The sequence below is a fragment of the Streptomyces sp. NPDC008163 genome (genome assembly GCF_042956885.1).
In the GTDB taxonomy this organism is placed as follows: Bacteria; Actinomycetota; Actinomycetes; order Streptomycetales; family Streptomycetaceae; genus Streptomyces; species Streptomyces drozdowiczii_A.
On sequence record NZ_JBIBHG010000006.1, the window covers coordinates 429,782 to 443,276 of the forward strand.

At 71.9% G+C, this 13,495-nt stretch carries 14 protein-coding genes and 1 tRNA gene; 7 read left to right on the top strand and 8 right to left on the bottom strand.

Annotated elements, in window-relative coordinates:
* The first annotated feature begins 30 nt into the window (after window positions 1–30).
* A complete protein-coding gene (gene paaN, locus ACFZAT_RS16800; protein WP_391264981.1) occupies window positions 31–1,731 on the top strand; it encodes a phenylacetic acid degradation protein PaaN in 1,701 nt (566 codons plus the stop codon).
* A 187-nt stretch (window positions 1,732–1,918) separates the two neighbouring features.
* On the opposite strand, the gene ACFZAT_RS16805 is transcribed toward paaN, so the two are convergent.
* The 3 genes from ACFZAT_RS16805 to ACFZAT_RS16815 are packed head-to-tail and all read right to left on the bottom strand — an operon-like array spanning window position 1,919 to window position 4,565.
* Window positions 1,919–2,614, bottom strand: a complete 696-nt coding sequence (locus tag ACFZAT_RS16805; RefSeq protein WP_391264982.1) for a TrmH family RNA methyltransferase — start codon at window positions 2,612–2,614, stop codon at window positions 1,919–1,921.
* Window positions 2,611–3,855, bottom strand: coding sequence for an HTTM domain-containing protein (locus ACFZAT_RS16810; RefSeq protein WP_391264983.1), 1,245 nt, complete (start codon window positions 3,853–3,855; stop codon window positions 2,611–2,613). Before ACFZAT_RS16810 ends, ACFZAT_RS16805 begins: the two co-directional genes overlap by 4 nt.
* On the bottom strand, window positions 3,852–4,565 hold the full coding sequence (locus tag ACFZAT_RS16815; RefSeq protein WP_391264984.1) for a DUF5819 family protein: 714 nt from the start codon (window positions 4,563–4,565) through the stop codon (window positions 3,852–3,854). The genes ACFZAT_RS16810 and ACFZAT_RS16815 overlap by 4 nt, the downstream gene beginning before the upstream one ends.
* Before the next feature lie 103 nt (window positions 4,566–4,668).
* Here ACFZAT_RS16815 and paaA point away from each other — a divergent pair, with 103 nt between their 5' ends.
* The 5 genes from paaA to ACFZAT_RS16840 are packed head-to-tail and all read left to right on the top strand — an operon-like array spanning window position 4,669 to window position 8,226.
* On the top strand, window positions 4,669–5,688 hold the full coding sequence (gene paaA / locus ACFZAT_RS16820) for a 1,2-phenylacetyl-CoA epoxidase subunit PaaA (protein WP_391264985.1): 1,020 nt from the start codon (window positions 4,669–4,671) through the stop codon (window positions 5,686–5,688).
* Window positions 5,685–5,975, top strand: coding sequence for a 1,2-phenylacetyl-CoA epoxidase subunit PaaB (gene paaB, locus ACFZAT_RS16825; RefSeq protein ID WP_073966613.1), 291 nt, complete (start codon window positions 5,685–5,687; stop codon window positions 5,973–5,975). The genes paaA and paaB overlap by 4 nt, the downstream gene beginning before the upstream one ends.
* Complete coding sequence (gene paaC, locus ACFZAT_RS16830) at window positions 5,972–6,673, top strand: 1,2-phenylacetyl-CoA epoxidase subunit PaaC (RefSeq protein WP_391264986.1); 702 nt, start codon at window positions 5,972–5,974, stop codon at window positions 6,671–6,673. Before paaB ends, paaC begins: the two co-directional genes overlap by 4 nt.
* Entirely contained in the window at window positions 6,667–7,167 is a 501-nt protein-coding gene (gene paaD, locus ACFZAT_RS16835) for a 1,2-phenylacetyl-CoA epoxidase subunit PaaD (RefSeq protein WP_391264987.1), read from the top strand. The genes paaC and paaD overlap by 7 nt, the downstream gene beginning before the upstream one ends.
* Window positions 7,168–8,226, top strand: coding sequence for a 2Fe-2S iron-sulfur cluster-binding protein (locus ACFZAT_RS16840; RefSeq protein ID WP_391264988.1), 1,059 nt, complete (start codon window positions 7,168–7,170; stop codon window positions 8,224–8,226). It abuts the gene before it with no gap.
* Between the two features lie 58 nt (window positions 8,227–8,284).
* Here the strand turns inward: ACFZAT_RS16840 and ACFZAT_RS16845 are convergent, their stop codons facing one another.
* The 4 genes from ACFZAT_RS16845 to ACFZAT_RS16860 all read right to left on the bottom strand — a co-directional run bounded on the left by ACFZAT_RS16845 (window position 8,285) and on the right by ACFZAT_RS16860 (window position 12,456).
* Complete coding sequence (locus ACFZAT_RS16845) at window positions 8,285–8,629, bottom strand: rhodanese-like domain-containing protein (RefSeq protein ID WP_391264989.1); 345 nt, start codon at window positions 8,627–8,629, stop codon at window positions 8,285–8,287.
* 68 nt (window positions 8,630–8,697) lie between these two features.
* The gene (locus ACFZAT_RS16850) at window positions 8,698–9,636 is read right to left on the bottom strand and encodes a hypothetical protein (RefSeq protein ID WP_391264990.1); all 939 of its coding nucleotides are present in this window, start codon (window positions 9,634–9,636) and stop codon (window positions 8,698–8,700) included.
* A gap of 93 nt (window positions 9,637–9,729) precedes the next feature.
* Window positions 9,730–11,217 (bottom strand): DUF2252 family protein, encoded by a 1,488-nt coding sequence (locus tag ACFZAT_RS16855; protein ID WP_391264991.1) that lies wholly within the window; start codon window positions 11,215–11,217, stop codon window positions 9,730–9,732.
* A 147-nt stretch (window positions 11,218–11,364) separates the two neighbouring features.
* Entirely contained in the window at window positions 11,365–12,456 is a 1,092-nt protein-coding gene (locus tag ACFZAT_RS16860; protein ID WP_391264992.1) for a hypothetical protein, read from the bottom strand.
* Between the two features lie 111 nt (window positions 12,457–12,567).
* On the opposite strand from ACFZAT_RS16860, the gene ACFZAT_RS16865 reads away from it, so the two are divergent.
* Window positions 12,568–13,017, top strand: coding sequence for a MarR family transcriptional regulator (locus ACFZAT_RS16865; protein ID WP_391264993.1), 450 nt, complete (start codon window positions 12,568–12,570; stop codon window positions 13,015–13,017).
* A 106-nt stretch (window positions 13,018–13,123) separates the two neighbouring features.
* Here ACFZAT_RS16865 and ACFZAT_RS16870 read toward each other — a convergent pair.
* Window positions 13,124–13,206, bottom strand: a tRNA-Leu gene (locus ACFZAT_RS16870).
* Window positions 13,207–13,495: the final 289 nt, after the last annotated feature.

A 13,495-nucleotide genomic window follows, 5' to 3' on the forward strand; every position in this document is an offset into this window, starting at 1 on the left:
CTGCCCAGCTCGATGAGGAGTTGGTCCGCCATGGCCGCCGAGCTCTCCCCGCACCTGCTGTCCGAGAAGCACCGCCCCACGCTGGACCGGGCCCTCGAAGCGATCCGCACCCGTGACTACTGGTCCCCGCACCCCGAGCATCCGAAGGCGTACGGAGAGGGCGGCGCCCCGGGAAGCCTCGGCGCCGCCGAGGGCAAGGCCGCCTTCGACGCCGTGCTGCACGGCCGCCTCGACCTCGGGCAGCCCGGCACCGACGGCTGGACGGGCGGCGAGATCTCTCCGTACGGCCCCGAGCTCGGCGTCGAGTACCCGCACGCGGACCTGGACGTGCTGCTTCCGGCGATGCGCGCGTCCATGCCGGCCTGGCGTGAGGCGGGCCCCGAGACCAGGGCCCTGGTCTGTGTGGAGATCCTGGCGCGGATCAGCGCCCGCACCCATGAGTTCGCGCACGCCGTGATGCACACCAGCGGCCAGGCCTTCATGATGGCTTTCCAGGCCGGCGGCCCGCACGCCCAGGACCGCGGCCTCGAAGCCGTCGCCTACGCCTACGAGGAGCAGCTCCGCGCGCCCCGGACAGCCGACTGGTCGAAGCCGCAGGGCAAGCGCGACCCTCTCGCGCTGCACAAGACGTTCATCCCGGCGGGCCGCGGCATCTCGCTGCTGATCGGCTGCAACACCTTCCCCACGTGGAACGGCTACCCGGGCCTCTTCGCCTCCCTCGCCACGGGCAATCCGGTCCTGGTCAAGCCCCACCCCCGCGCGGTGCTCCCGCTGGCCCTGACGGTCCAGGTGGCGCGCGAGGTGCTCGCGGAGGCCGGTTTCGACCCCAATCTCGTCGCCCTGGCCGCCGAGCGCCCCGGCGAGGGCATCGCCAAGACGCTGGCGGTCCGCCCCGAGATCAAAATCATCGACTACACGGGCTCCACGGAGTTCGGCGACTGGCTGGAGGCCAACGCCCGCCAGGCCCAGGTCTACACGGAGAAGGCCGGCGTCAACACGGTCGTCGTGGACTCCACGGACGACTACCGCGGCATGCTCGCCAACCTGGCGTTCTCGTTCTCCCTGTACAGCGGCCAGATGTGCACCACCCCGCAGAACGTGCTCATCCCCCGCTCCGGCATCACCACGGACGCCGGTGACAAGTCGTACGACGACGTGGTCGGCGACATCGCCGCCTCCGTCACCGGCCTCCTGGGCGACGACGCCAGGGCGAACGGCCTGCTGGGCGCCCTGGTCAACCCGGAGGTGAAGGCCCGCCTGGAGTCGGCGGCCCAGCTGGGCGAGGTCGCGCTCCCGTCCCGCGAGGTGGCCAACCCGGACTTCCCCGACGCCACCGTCCGCACCCCCGTGATCGTCAAGCTCGACGCCGCCAAGACGGACGGCGAGGCCCCCTACCTCACGGAGTGCTTCGGCCCGGTCTCCTTCGCGGTCGCGGTCGACTCCACGGCGGACGCCCTGGAGCTGCTGCGCCGCACGATCCGCGAGAAGGGCGCGATGACGGTCGGCGCGTACACGACGTCCCCGGAGGTGGAGCGCGCGGTGGAGGACGTCTGCCTGGACGAGTCCGCCCAGCTCTCCCTCAACCTCACCGGCGGCGTGTACGTCAACCAGACGGCGGCGTTCTCCGACTACCACGGCTCAGGCGGCAACCCCGCGGCCAACGCTGCCCTCTGCGACGGAGCCTTCGTCTCCAACCGCTTCCGCACGATCGAGGTCCGCCGCCAGAACTGAGGCCCGTCCCCGGGCGTAGATCCCAGCCTCGCCGGCGGCGTTTGAGGCGCGGGGCCCGGGGCGAAGCCCCAAAACCAGCCCCTGCGGCGCTTGAGCAGCGGGGTCCGGGGCGGAGCCCCGGTTTCGGGAAGGGGCGGGGAGGGGGAAAGGCCCGCCGCAGGCGCAACGTACCCGCCCCGCTCCCACCTCACCCCGGAATCACCGCATACCGAGCCACCCAAGCATGCATGGCGATGGCGGCGGCCGCCCCCGCATTGATCGACCGCGTAGACCCGAACTGCGCAATGGAACACACCATCTCCGCACACCGCCGAGCCTCCTCCGTCAGCCCCGGCCCCTCCTGCCCGAACAGGAGGACGCACCGCCGAGGCAGCACTGTCCGCTCCAACGGCACCGCCCCCGGCAGATTGTCGATCCCGACGATCGGCAGCCCCTCGGCCGCCGCCCAGGCGGTCAGGCTCGCGGTGTCGGGATGGTGACGGACATGCTGGTAGCGGTCGGTGACCATCGCCCCGCGCCGGTTCCAGCGCCGCCGCCCGACGATGTGCACCTCCTTGGCCAGGAACGCGTTCGCGGTCCGCACCACGGACCCGATGTTGAAGTCGTGGCCCCAGTTCTCCACGGCCACATGGAAATCGTGGCGGCGCAGATCGAGGTCGGCGACGATCGCCTCACGGGTCCAGTACCGGTACTGGTCGCCCACGTTGCGCCGGTCGCCACCGGCCAGCAGCTCGGGGTCGTAACGCTCGTCCTCGGGCCAGGGCAGCGGATGCGGCCCGACACCGATCCCCGTACCGAACCCCTCGTCGTACTGGACGGGCTCATCGCCCGCGGGCGCGCCGCCGCCGCTGGTCTCACCGGTGCTGCCGGTCTCACTGCTCACCCGACGAGGGTATGGCTCCCGTCGCCCTCGGGCTCCGGTGCCTCCGGGCCACCATCGGCGGCACGCGGCGCAGGCACCCGCCCCCGGAACACCCGCTCCCGCCCCGAGGCCACCCGCCCGCCGAGCCACACCAGGAAGACGGTCGGCAGGAAGACGGCGTCCGCGGCGATCATGGCCATCGAGAAGAACGGCAGCCCCAGCAGCAGCGCGATCCCCGCGTGCTCGCAGATCATCGCGCCGAGCAGGAAGTTCTTCACACGCCGGTTGAAGAGGGTGAACGGGAAGGCCACCTGCACGATGACCGTGGCGTACGACAGCACCATGACCATGACGCCGCTGGAGGCCAGGAGGTCCGACAGTGCGGGCCACGGGGTGAAGTACTCCAGCTTGAGCGGGTAGTACAGCGCGGTCCCGTCCTGCCAGCGCGAGCCCTGGATCTTGTACCAGCCGGCCGTCGCATAGATCAGGCAGACCTCGGCCATGATCACGAGGAGGGTGGCGTTGTGCGCGAGATTGGCGACGACGTCGAGGAGGGTACGGAGCTCGCCGCGCGGCGCGTACCGGTTCACGGCCCACCAGGCGCCCTGGCCGATCCACAGGCACCACAGGAGGAGCGGCAGCCACACCGTCCCGCCCAGGCCGCCCGCCACCGAGGCCCCCACCAGGACGGCCCCGAGCACCACCCACAGCACGATCCCGGCAGGCTCCCCGGGCGCCGGCCGCCCACCGGACCCCTGGCCGGCGTCCTCCGCCGGTCCGCGCTCGCGCGCCCGCCGGGCGTCCAGCGACCAGACCTGCCCGCAGCGGGTCAGCACCAGGTAGATGGCCATCAGGTGGATGACGTTGTCGCCGCCGTCCCCCATGAAGATGCTGCGGTTCTGCAGCGAGAGGACTCCGGCCATGAAGACCACGGAGACGGCGCGGGTGTGCCAGCCGAGCATCAGCAGGAGGGAGGAGAGCAGCGCCAGCGCGTAGACGATCTCGAACCAGACCGCGCTGTCCGACCACATCAGGGTCGTGAACGCCTGGTTCCCGGCTATCAGCTGCCGCGCCAGGTCCCAGCGCCAGGGCGCGTCAGGGCCGTACATCTCGTGCCGATGGGGCAGCTCACGGAGCAGGAACAGCAGGAAGGTGGCCGAGAAGCCGATGCGGATGACGGCGCTCTGGTACGGGCCGAGGGCCGAGGCCGTGACGCGCTGGACGGCGCCGGCGAGGCCGCGGGTCCGGTGGGGGGTGCTCACTCTCCCGCCTCCTCGGGCAGGTCGTCGGCGGTGACCTTCCACCAGGGCAGGACGCGGTAGGACGGGCCGGTGCTGATCTTCTCGTCGCTCCACTCGGGGGCCGCGACGGCCCGTATCTCGGACCGGACCTGAATCCTCAGGACGGTCCCGCCGCCGTACCGGCCGTCGAGGCGCAGCATCACCAGGCGGCGGACGTACTTCTCCGACAGGGTGCCGCGCAGGCCGTTGGCCCGGTTCTTGTCGTCGTGCGATCCGACGTAGAAGTCCCAGGCCCGGCGGAGCTCGTTCTGCTGGACGTGGCTGGGCAGCGGGTTTCCGCGTATCGCCCGGCCGTCCTCGGAGGAGAGATCCCGCCAGGCCGTCGTCCGGGGGCCGTCTGCGCCGGATATCTCGGCGCGCACCTGGACGGACACGTTCTGCTGCAGCGGGTTGGGCGCGAAGAGCTTCCAGTTCTGTTCGAACTCGGGATACACCCAGTCGTCCACCGCCGCGCCGTGCTGCTTGGTCAGCGTGTTGGAGGGCGCGACATGCAGGAAGACCATGGCCAGCTGCATGCAGGCGAGCACGCCGAAGGCGGCGAGCGCCACGGCGGCGACGATCTGGTACGGAAACGAGAGCCCGGCCATTCCGCCGGTCTCCGCGGGCGCCGCCTCGACGGCGGGAACGGGTCCGCCCTCGCCGGAGGCGTCCCTGTCGTCGTCCGAATCCATCCCGCCCCGATCGCGTCGGTTATCCACAGGGTTGACACCCTACGGGCCCCGGACTCACCATTGAAGACATTGAACCGAACGATCGGTCGGTAGGGAGTCCGGGATGGCGGCAGTGGCTGCGAGCCAGACAGCGCAGACGGCACCAGGCGGCGAAGCAGAGCCCGAAGCGGCGCTCCAGGCCGCCTTCGACGCGGCGGTCGCGGCCGACGAGCGCATCGAGCCGCGCGACTGGATGCCGGACGCGTACCGCGCCTCCCTGGTCAGGCAGATGGCCCAGCACGCCCACTCCGAGATCATCGGCATGCAGCCGGAGGCCAACTGGATCACCCGCGCCCCCTCGCTGCGCCGCAAGGCCATCCTCATGGCCAAGGTGCAGGACGAGGCGGGCCACGGCCTGTATCTGTACAGCGCCGCCGAGACCCTGGGCACCGGCCGCGAGGAGCTGCTCGACAAGCTCCACGCGGGACGCCAGCGCTATTCCTCGATCTTCAACTACCCCACGCTGACCTGGGCGGACGTGGGCGCCATCGGCTGGCTCGTGGACGGCGCCGCGATCACCAACCAGGTCCCCCTCTGTCGCTGCTCCTACGGCCCGTACGCCCGCGCGATGGTCCGCATCTGCAAGGAGGAGTCCTTCCACCAGCGCCAGGGTTACGAACTGCTCCTCGCGCTGAGCAACGGCACCCCCGCACAGCACGAGATGGCCCAGGACGCGGTGAACCGCTGGTGGTGGCCTTCGCTGATGATGTTCGGCCCGCCGGACGACGCATCGGCCCACTCGGCGCAGTCGATGGCCTGGAAGATCAAGCGGCATTCCAACGACGAGCTGCGGCAGCGGTTCGTGGACATCTGCGTCCCCCAGGCCGAGGCGCTCGGCCTGACCCTCCCCGACTCGGACATCCGGTGGAACGAGGAGCGCGGCAGGCACGACTTCGGTGCGATCGACTGGACCGAGTTCCAGGAGGTCCTGAAGGGCAACGGCCCGTGCAACGAGCAGCGCCTCACCCAGCGCCGCCGCGCGCACGAGGAAGGCTCCTGGGTCCGCGAAGCCGCCGCCGCATACGCCCGCAAGCACACGCCCGGCGCGGACCCGGCGGTACGGAACGGAAAGGCGACAGCATGAGCAGCTCGACGGACTGGCCGCTGTGGGAGGTGTTCGTCCGCTCGCGGCGCGGGCTCTCCCACACCCATGCCGGCAGCCTCCACGCGCCGGACGCCGAAATGGCCCTGCGCAACGCGCGCGACCTCTACACCCGCCGGTCCGAGGGGGTCTCCCTGTGGGTCGTGCCCTCGTCCCAGATCACGGCGTCCTCGCCGGACGAGAAGGACTCGTTCTTCGAGCCGGCCGGTGACAAGCCCTACCGGCACCCCACGTTCTACGAGATCCCGGACGGGGTGAAGCACCTGTGAGCGCGGCCCTCGCCCTGGGCGACGACGCGCTGGTGCTGTCGCACCGGCTGGGGGAGTGGGCCGGCCACGCCCCGGTGCTGGAGGAGGAGGTCGCCCTCGCCAACATCGCCCTCGACCTGCTGGGCCAGGCCCGGCTGCTGCTCTCCCTCGTGGGCGACGAGGACGAACTGGCCTACCTCCGTGAGGAACGCGCCTTCCGCAACGTCCAGCTGGTCGAGCAGCCGAACGGCGACTTCGCCCACACCATCGCCCGGCAGCTCTACTTCTCCGTCCACCAGCAGGGCCTGTACGAGCAGCTCGCGGCCGGGGACGGCCCGTTCGCGGGAATGGCGGCCAAGGCGGTCAAGGAGGTCGCCTACCACCGGGACCACGCCGAGCAGTGGACGCTGCGCCTCGGCGACGGGACGGACGAGAGCCACGAGCGGATGCAGCGGGCGGTGGACGCCCTGTGGCGCTTCACCGGCGAGCTGTTCCAGCCGGTCGAAGGCGTCGACGTCGACTGGCAGGCGCTGCACAGCCGCTGGCTGGAGGCCGTCACGGACGTCCTCGGCCGGGCCACCCTGACCGTGCCGACGGGCCCGCAGACCGGCGCCTGGACGGCGGGCGCGGGACGGCAGGGCATCCACACGGAGTCCTTCGGCCGGATGCTCGCCGAGATGCAGCACCTGCACCGCAGCCACCCGGGGGCGTCATGGTGACCTGGACCTCCGTCGAGGAGGAGCTGCTGAGCCTCGCGGGCTCCGTCCCGGACCCGGAGCTGCCCGTGCTGACGCTGGAGGACCTCGGGGTGGTCCGGGGCGTGGAGGTGCACGACTCGGACCACGTCACGGTCAGGCTCACGCCGACGTACACCGGCTGCCCGGCGATCGAGGCGATGTCGGCGGACATCGAACGCGTGCTGCACGACCACGGCGTGGCCGAGGTGTCCGTGGAAACGGTCCTGTCGCCCGCCTGGTCGACGGACGACATCAGCGCCGAAGGGCGCCGGAAGCTGGCGGAGTTCGGCATAGCCCCGCCCCGCCCGCACGACACCGCGTCCGGCGGTCCGGTGCCGCTCGCCCTGTCCGTGCGCTGCCCGCACTGCGGCTCCACCGAGACGGAGCTGCTGAGCCGGTTCTCCTCCACGGCGTGCAAGGCGCTCCGGCGCTGCGTGGCCTGCCAGGAGCCGTTCGACCACTTCAAGGAGTTGTAGATGTTCCATCCGCTCCGGGTCAGCGGGATCGAGCGGCTCACGGACGATTCGGTGGCCGTCACCCTCGCCGTCCCGCCCGGCCTGCACGAGATCTTCCGGCACAAGCCCGGCCAGCACCTCAATGTCCGCTACACCGTGGACGGCGAGGAGGTCCGGCGCTCGTACTCGATCTGCGCACCGGCCCCCGAGCCCTCGGCCGATCCGGCGCTCCGGGTGGGCATCCGGCTCGTGGACGGCGGCGCCTTCTCCACGTACGCGATCAAGGAGCTGCTGGTCGGCGACACGATCGAGGCGATGCCGCCGATGGGACGCTTCGTGCTGACGCCCCGCGTCGGGCAGTTCGCGGCGATCGTCGGCGGGAGCGGCATCACCCCCGTGCTGTCCATGGCGGCCACCCTGCTCGGCCGGGAGCCGAACGCCACGTTCTGCCTGGTCCGCAGCGACCGGACGGCCGCCTCGACGATGTTCCTGGACGAGGTCGCCGATCTGAAGGACCTCTATCCGGACCGGTTCCAGCTGGTCACCGCCCTGTCCCGGGAGGAGCAGCAGGCCGGTCTGCCCTCGGGCCGGCTGGACGGCGAACGCCTCTCCGGACTGCTTCCGGCGCTGCTGCCGGTGGGGGAGATCGACGGCTGGTTCCTGTGCGGGCCGCTGGGCCTGGTCCGGGCCGCCGAGGCCGCGCTGCACGGGCTGGGCGTGGACCGCTCCCGCATCCACCAGGAGATCTTCCATGTCGAGGAGACCCCCGCCGCGCCCGCGGGGCCCCGGGTCGAGACGCCGGTCGGCTCCGTCCTGACGGCCACGCTCGACGGCCGGTCCGGCAGCTGGCCGGTGGAAGGGGGCGAATCGCTGCTGGAGACCGTGCTGCGCAGCCGCTCGGACGCTCCGTACGCGTGCAAGGGCGGCGTCTGCGGTACCTGCCGGGCCTTCCTGGTCTCCGGTGAGGTGCGGATGGACCGGAACTACGCCTTGGAGCCGGAGGAGACGGACGCGGGTTACGTGCTGGCCTGCCAGTCCCATCCGGCCACCGAGGAGGTGGAGCTCGACTTCGATCGCTGACGCCCCGGCACGGGGGCCTGGGGCGGAAGGCGGGGCCGGGAGGCCGGGGCGGTTCGTATCAGGCGACGAAGGCGGGGGTGCCGCTGTCGGTGACCATCGGGCGGCCCGCGCCGTCCCAGGCGAGCATGCCGCCGTCGATGTTGACGGCGTCGATCCCCTGCTGCACCAGGTACTGGGTGACCTGGGCGGACCGGCCGCCCACCCGGCACATCACGTGCACGCGGCGGCCGTCCCCCACCGCTTCGGTCAGCTCACCGAAGCGGCCCACGAAGTCGCTCATGGGGATGTGCAGGGCGCCCTCGACGTGTCCGGCCGCCCACTCGTCGTTCTCCCGGACGTCCAGCACGAGGCCGTCCGCCGGAACGGACGCGACATCGACCGTGGGAAGCGGGCCGAAATTCATGGGTCATGCCTTCTCTCGTCAGTGCGCTCGGGGGCACCGAAGCAGTGCGCTCGGAGCCACCGAAAACGCTACTGCACCAGAGCCGCGAGCTCCGCCTCCCGCTGCGAGACCTCGCCCAGCAGCTGTTCGGCGATCTCCTCCAGCAGCTGGTCCGGGTCGTCCGGGGCCATCCGCAGCATGGCGCCGATCGCGCTCTCCTCCAACTCCTGGGCCCACTCGGTCAGCAGTTCCTTGCGCTGGGTCAGCCAGTCCAGCCGGGCGTAGAGCTCGTCGGCCTCGCTCAGCTCCTGCCGCGGCGCGGCAGGGCCCGCCGCCCACTCCTCGGCCAGTTCGCCGAGCAGGGCCTCGTCCCCGCGCCCGTAGGCGGCGTTGACGCGCGCGATGAACTCGTCGCGCCTGGCCCGCTCCTGCTCGTCCTGGGCCAGGTCCGGGTGCGCCTTGCGGACCAGGTCGCGGTAGAGCTTGCGCGCCTCGTCGGTGGGCCGGACCCGCTTGGGCGGGCGCACGGTCTGATCGGTCAGCATGGCCGACGCCTCGGGGGACAGGCCCTCGGTGTCCATCCAGTCGTGGAACAGCTCGTCCACGCCAGGCATGGGCATCACGACCGACCGCGCCTCCTGGGCCTTGCGCAGGTCCTCGGGATCACCGGTCTTCGCCGCCCGCGCCTCGGCGATCTGCGCGTCGAGCTCGTCCAGCCGCGCGTACATCGGGCCCAGCCGCTGATGGTGCAGCCGGGAGAAGTTCTCCACCTCGACCCGGAACGTCTCCACCGCGATCTCGAACTCGATCAGCGCCTGCTCGGCCGCCCGCACCGCCTGCGCGAGCCGCGCCTCGGGCCGCTCCCGCGCACCGCTCTCGCCCCCGGGCCCACCGGCACCGGCCTCCGCCTCGGCCACGCGGTCGGCATCCCGCACCGCGTCGTCCGGCCGGCCATCGTCCGGCCGTGCCTCGTCCTGCGGGTCATCGTCGTTCCGGGAGATCGGCTCCCCGGCGGCTTCGTGGGTCACCCGCCCAGCGTATGGCCCCGGACCCCGCCGGGGACACGCGGTCACCGCGGCAGGCGCCCCGGCCCGCGCCCGGACAGCCACCCCAGCAGCCCGCTACACCCCCCGCTCCGCGGCGATCCGTCCCGCCCCGATCGCCCGGACCAGCTCACCGTGGTCCGCCTCCGTGCGGTCCGCGTAGGTCACCGCGAACGCCGCCACCGCCTCGTCCAGCTCGTCGTTCTTGCCGCAGTAGCCCGCCAGCAGCCTCGGGTCCGCGCTGTGCGCGTGGGCCCGCGCCAGCAGCGCCCCCGTCATCCGGCCGTAGTCGTCGACCTGGTCGGCGGCCAGGGCAGCAGGGTCGACGCTGCCCTTGCGGTTCCTGAACTGCCGTACCTGGAAGGGCCGTCCGTCCACCGTCGTCCAGCCCAGCAGATGGTCGCTGACGACCTGCATCCGCTTCTGCCCGAGCACCACGCGCCGCCCCTCGTGCGCGACCTCAGGCAGCGCGAACCCCACGGCGGCCAGATGCGGTCCGAGGACCGAGGGTCTGGCCTCCTTCACCTGGAGCACCAGCGCCTCCCCCCGGTGGTCCAGCAGCAGCACCACGTACGAGCGGGTGCCCACGCTGCCGGTGCCGACCACCCGGAAGGCCACGTCATGGATCGCGTACCGGGCCAGCAGCGGCAGCCGGTCCTCGGAGACGGTCCCCAGATAGTCCCCGAGCCCCGCCGCCACGGCGGCGGCCTCCGCGTCCGGGACCCGGCGCAGCACCGGCGGCGCGTCCACGAAGCGGCGGCCGCCGTCCTCGCAGTCCTCCGTGGACTTCGCCGCGAACCGGGCGCTGGTGTTGTTGCGGGCCTTCTCGGAGACCCGCTCCAGCGTGCCGAGCAGGTCCCGCGCGTCGGTGTGGGAGACGAGTTCCTCGTCCGCGATGGCGTTCCACGCGTCGAGCGCGGGCATCCGGGCCAGCAGCCGCATCGTCCGCCGGTAGGCGCCCACGGTGTCGTACGCGCCCTTGCGGCAGGTGTCCTCGTCGGCACCGGCCTCCCGGCCCGCGAGCACCAGCGAGGTCGCCAGGCGCTTGAGGTCCCACTCCCAGGGCCCGGCCACGGTCTCGTCGAAGTCGTTCAGGTCGATGACGAGGCCGCCCCGCGCATCGCCGTACAGCCCGAAGTTGGCCGAGTGCGCGTCGCCGCAGAGCTGGGCGGCGACCCCGGTGACCGGGGTGCCCACCAGGTCATGGGCCATCAGCCCGGCCGAGCCGCGCAGAAAGGCGAAGGGGGTGGCGGCCATCCGGCCCACCCGTATCGGCGTCAGCTCCGCCACCCGGCCCCGGTTGGACTCCTCCACCGCGCGCACCGCGTCCGGCCGCCCGGCGGGCAGGTCGAGCGTCGCGTGCGCGGACCGGGGCACCCGCGCCCGCAGCGCCTTGCCCCGCTCCTTCGGCCGCCGCTCGGCCTCCGCGTCAGCCCGGTCCCTACGGCGTGCGAACCCCGGCACGGCCGGTATGCGCTGCGCAGGCGCCCGCGTGGGAGGCATCGCGCCCCCACCGCCGCGTTCGACGAGTCGCACCGGCGGCAGTCCCGTCCCGGTCGTTTCCATGGCGCGCAGCCTCCCCCGCCCCGCCCGGCAGAGCCACCGGGTACCTGCCCCAACATCAACTGCCGCCGACGGTACCGCCGTGCGCCGAACGCCGTCTGCCCCTGTGGACAACTCCGAAGGCCGGGCGCTCGCTCACCGGTCAGCCGCTCAGACCCCCACCGCCTCCTCCATCTCCTCTTCCTCCTCCTCGACCGACGACCGCGCCGGCCCGGCAGGAGCGGCGGCGGGAGCGGCGGCCGCAGGGGCGCCCGCCGAGTGCCGCCTCGCCTCGGCCAGGCCCGCGAGCCCCGTCAGCACCAGGCCCGCGACGAACCAGAGGGCCAGCACCAGCAGGTTTCCGCCCAGCGCGTGGTCGCCGAAGTACACATGGCCGCGTACGCCCTCCACGAAGCCCGCCCCGTTCCAGAAGGAGTGCAGTGCCCCGAAGAAGCCGGGCTGGAGTTCGGGCCGGAAGATCCCGCCGGAGCTGGTGAAGTTGAGCATGACGAACAGCACCATCACGCCGAGCGTGGTCCACCGCTTGAGGAAGGTGTGCAAGCCCACACCGATCAGCAGGATGCCCGCCGAGTAGAGCCACGCCATGGCCCACAGCCCCGCGAGTCCGTGGTCCACGAGACCGAACAGCGGCCCCGCGAACACCGCCCCGATGACGCTCACCACCAGCGAGGCGCCCAGCGCCAGCGCCGCCCGGACCCGTAGCCGCAGGACCGCTCCGGCGCCGCCGATCACGGCGACGGAGGCGTACGAGCCGATGCTCACGGCGACCAGCAGGAAGAAGATGCCCTGGCCGGTGGGGTCGCCCGCGGCCGTGGGCGCGGTGTCGGTCACCTTCAGCGGGGCGCCCTGCCCCGCCGCGACCTGGGTGAAGACCTTCTCGACCGCCGTCGCGCTGGTGTCGGAGGAGGCGGAGGCGACGAGCAGTTCGGGGGCCCTGCCGGGGATGTAGGCGCCGTAGCTGTCCTGCGTGCGCAGGTGCTCGGCGGCGGTGGCGCGGTCGGTGACGGTACGCACGCTCAGCGCGCCGTCCCCCTTGTCCTGGAGGGTCTGCGCCAGCACCTGTGCGGACGGTCCCGAGCCGACCACGTCGACCCGCAGGTCGTGCGGTTCCGGGGCGTGGAATGCGCCGAGGTAGGCGAGGCCCATGCCGATGCACATCAGCAGCGGGGTGACGAGGTGGCTCAGTACGTGACGCAGCGCGCCCGCCGGAGAGCCGGCGGCGGCACTCGGGCCTGCGGACATGGGGGCTCCAGACGATCGGCCAGGTAGTTGGTTTTTACAACTCAACTGGTTGGCTTTTACAACTTCGATTCCGTTGTACTCTACAACTGAACTTTCGAGGAAGGCGAACCCGTGCCAGGCACCCCCGGAGAACGCGAGGAGTCGCTGGACGTCATCCAGCGCGAACTGACCGCCTTCGCCCGCCGCGCGCGGGCCGCCGCGGCCCGGCTCCACCCCGAGCTGCCGCTCGTCTCGTACACGCTGCTGGCGCATATCGATGACCAGCAGGGCTGCCGCGCGACCGATCTGGCGGCGCACTACATGCTCGACAAGTCCACGGTCAGCCGGCAGATCGGCGCCCTGGAGAAGCTCGGCCTGGTGGAGCGCCATCCCGACCCGGACGACCACCGCATCCAGGTCCTGCACCCCACCGAGGCCGGAACGCAGGCCCTCGCCGCCACCCAGGCCAGCCGGCGCGCGGCCTATCAGGAACGCCTCGCGGACTGGACGGAGGACGACCTCGCCCGGTTCGCCGCGTACCTGCTGCGCTACAACGCGGCGGGCGACGCTCCACACCCGTAAAACGGGCGTTTCACGTGAAACCAAACACACAGGGAAGGGGTCGGCCCTGAACTTCCGGCCGAACTGAAGAAGCCCCCCGGGCGATGCCTGGGGGGCTTCCTTCTTGTGCGCGAGGGGGGATTTGAACCCCCACGTCCCTAAGGACACTGGCACCTGAAGCCAGCGCGTCTGCCGTTCCGCCACTCGCGCAAGAGTGGTGTTTCCGGGCTCTCCCACTTTTCGGTGCGATCGCCTGGCGACATCCGGAAGATTAGCACGCTGGACAGGGTGGATTCACATCCGTTGTTTCGCCGCCCGATCACCGGGCACTCGCCGCACGCTCGGCCGACGTACGCAGAACGTCCGAAAGGAACAGGGAACCCCCATGGGTCGCCCCCCACTCCTCCTGAGTGCGTCCAAGGTGCGGGACACTGTGAGGAGGCCGCCTCTACGATCCGTGTGAGGGGGGACACTCATCCACAGGGCAGACAAGGGGAAC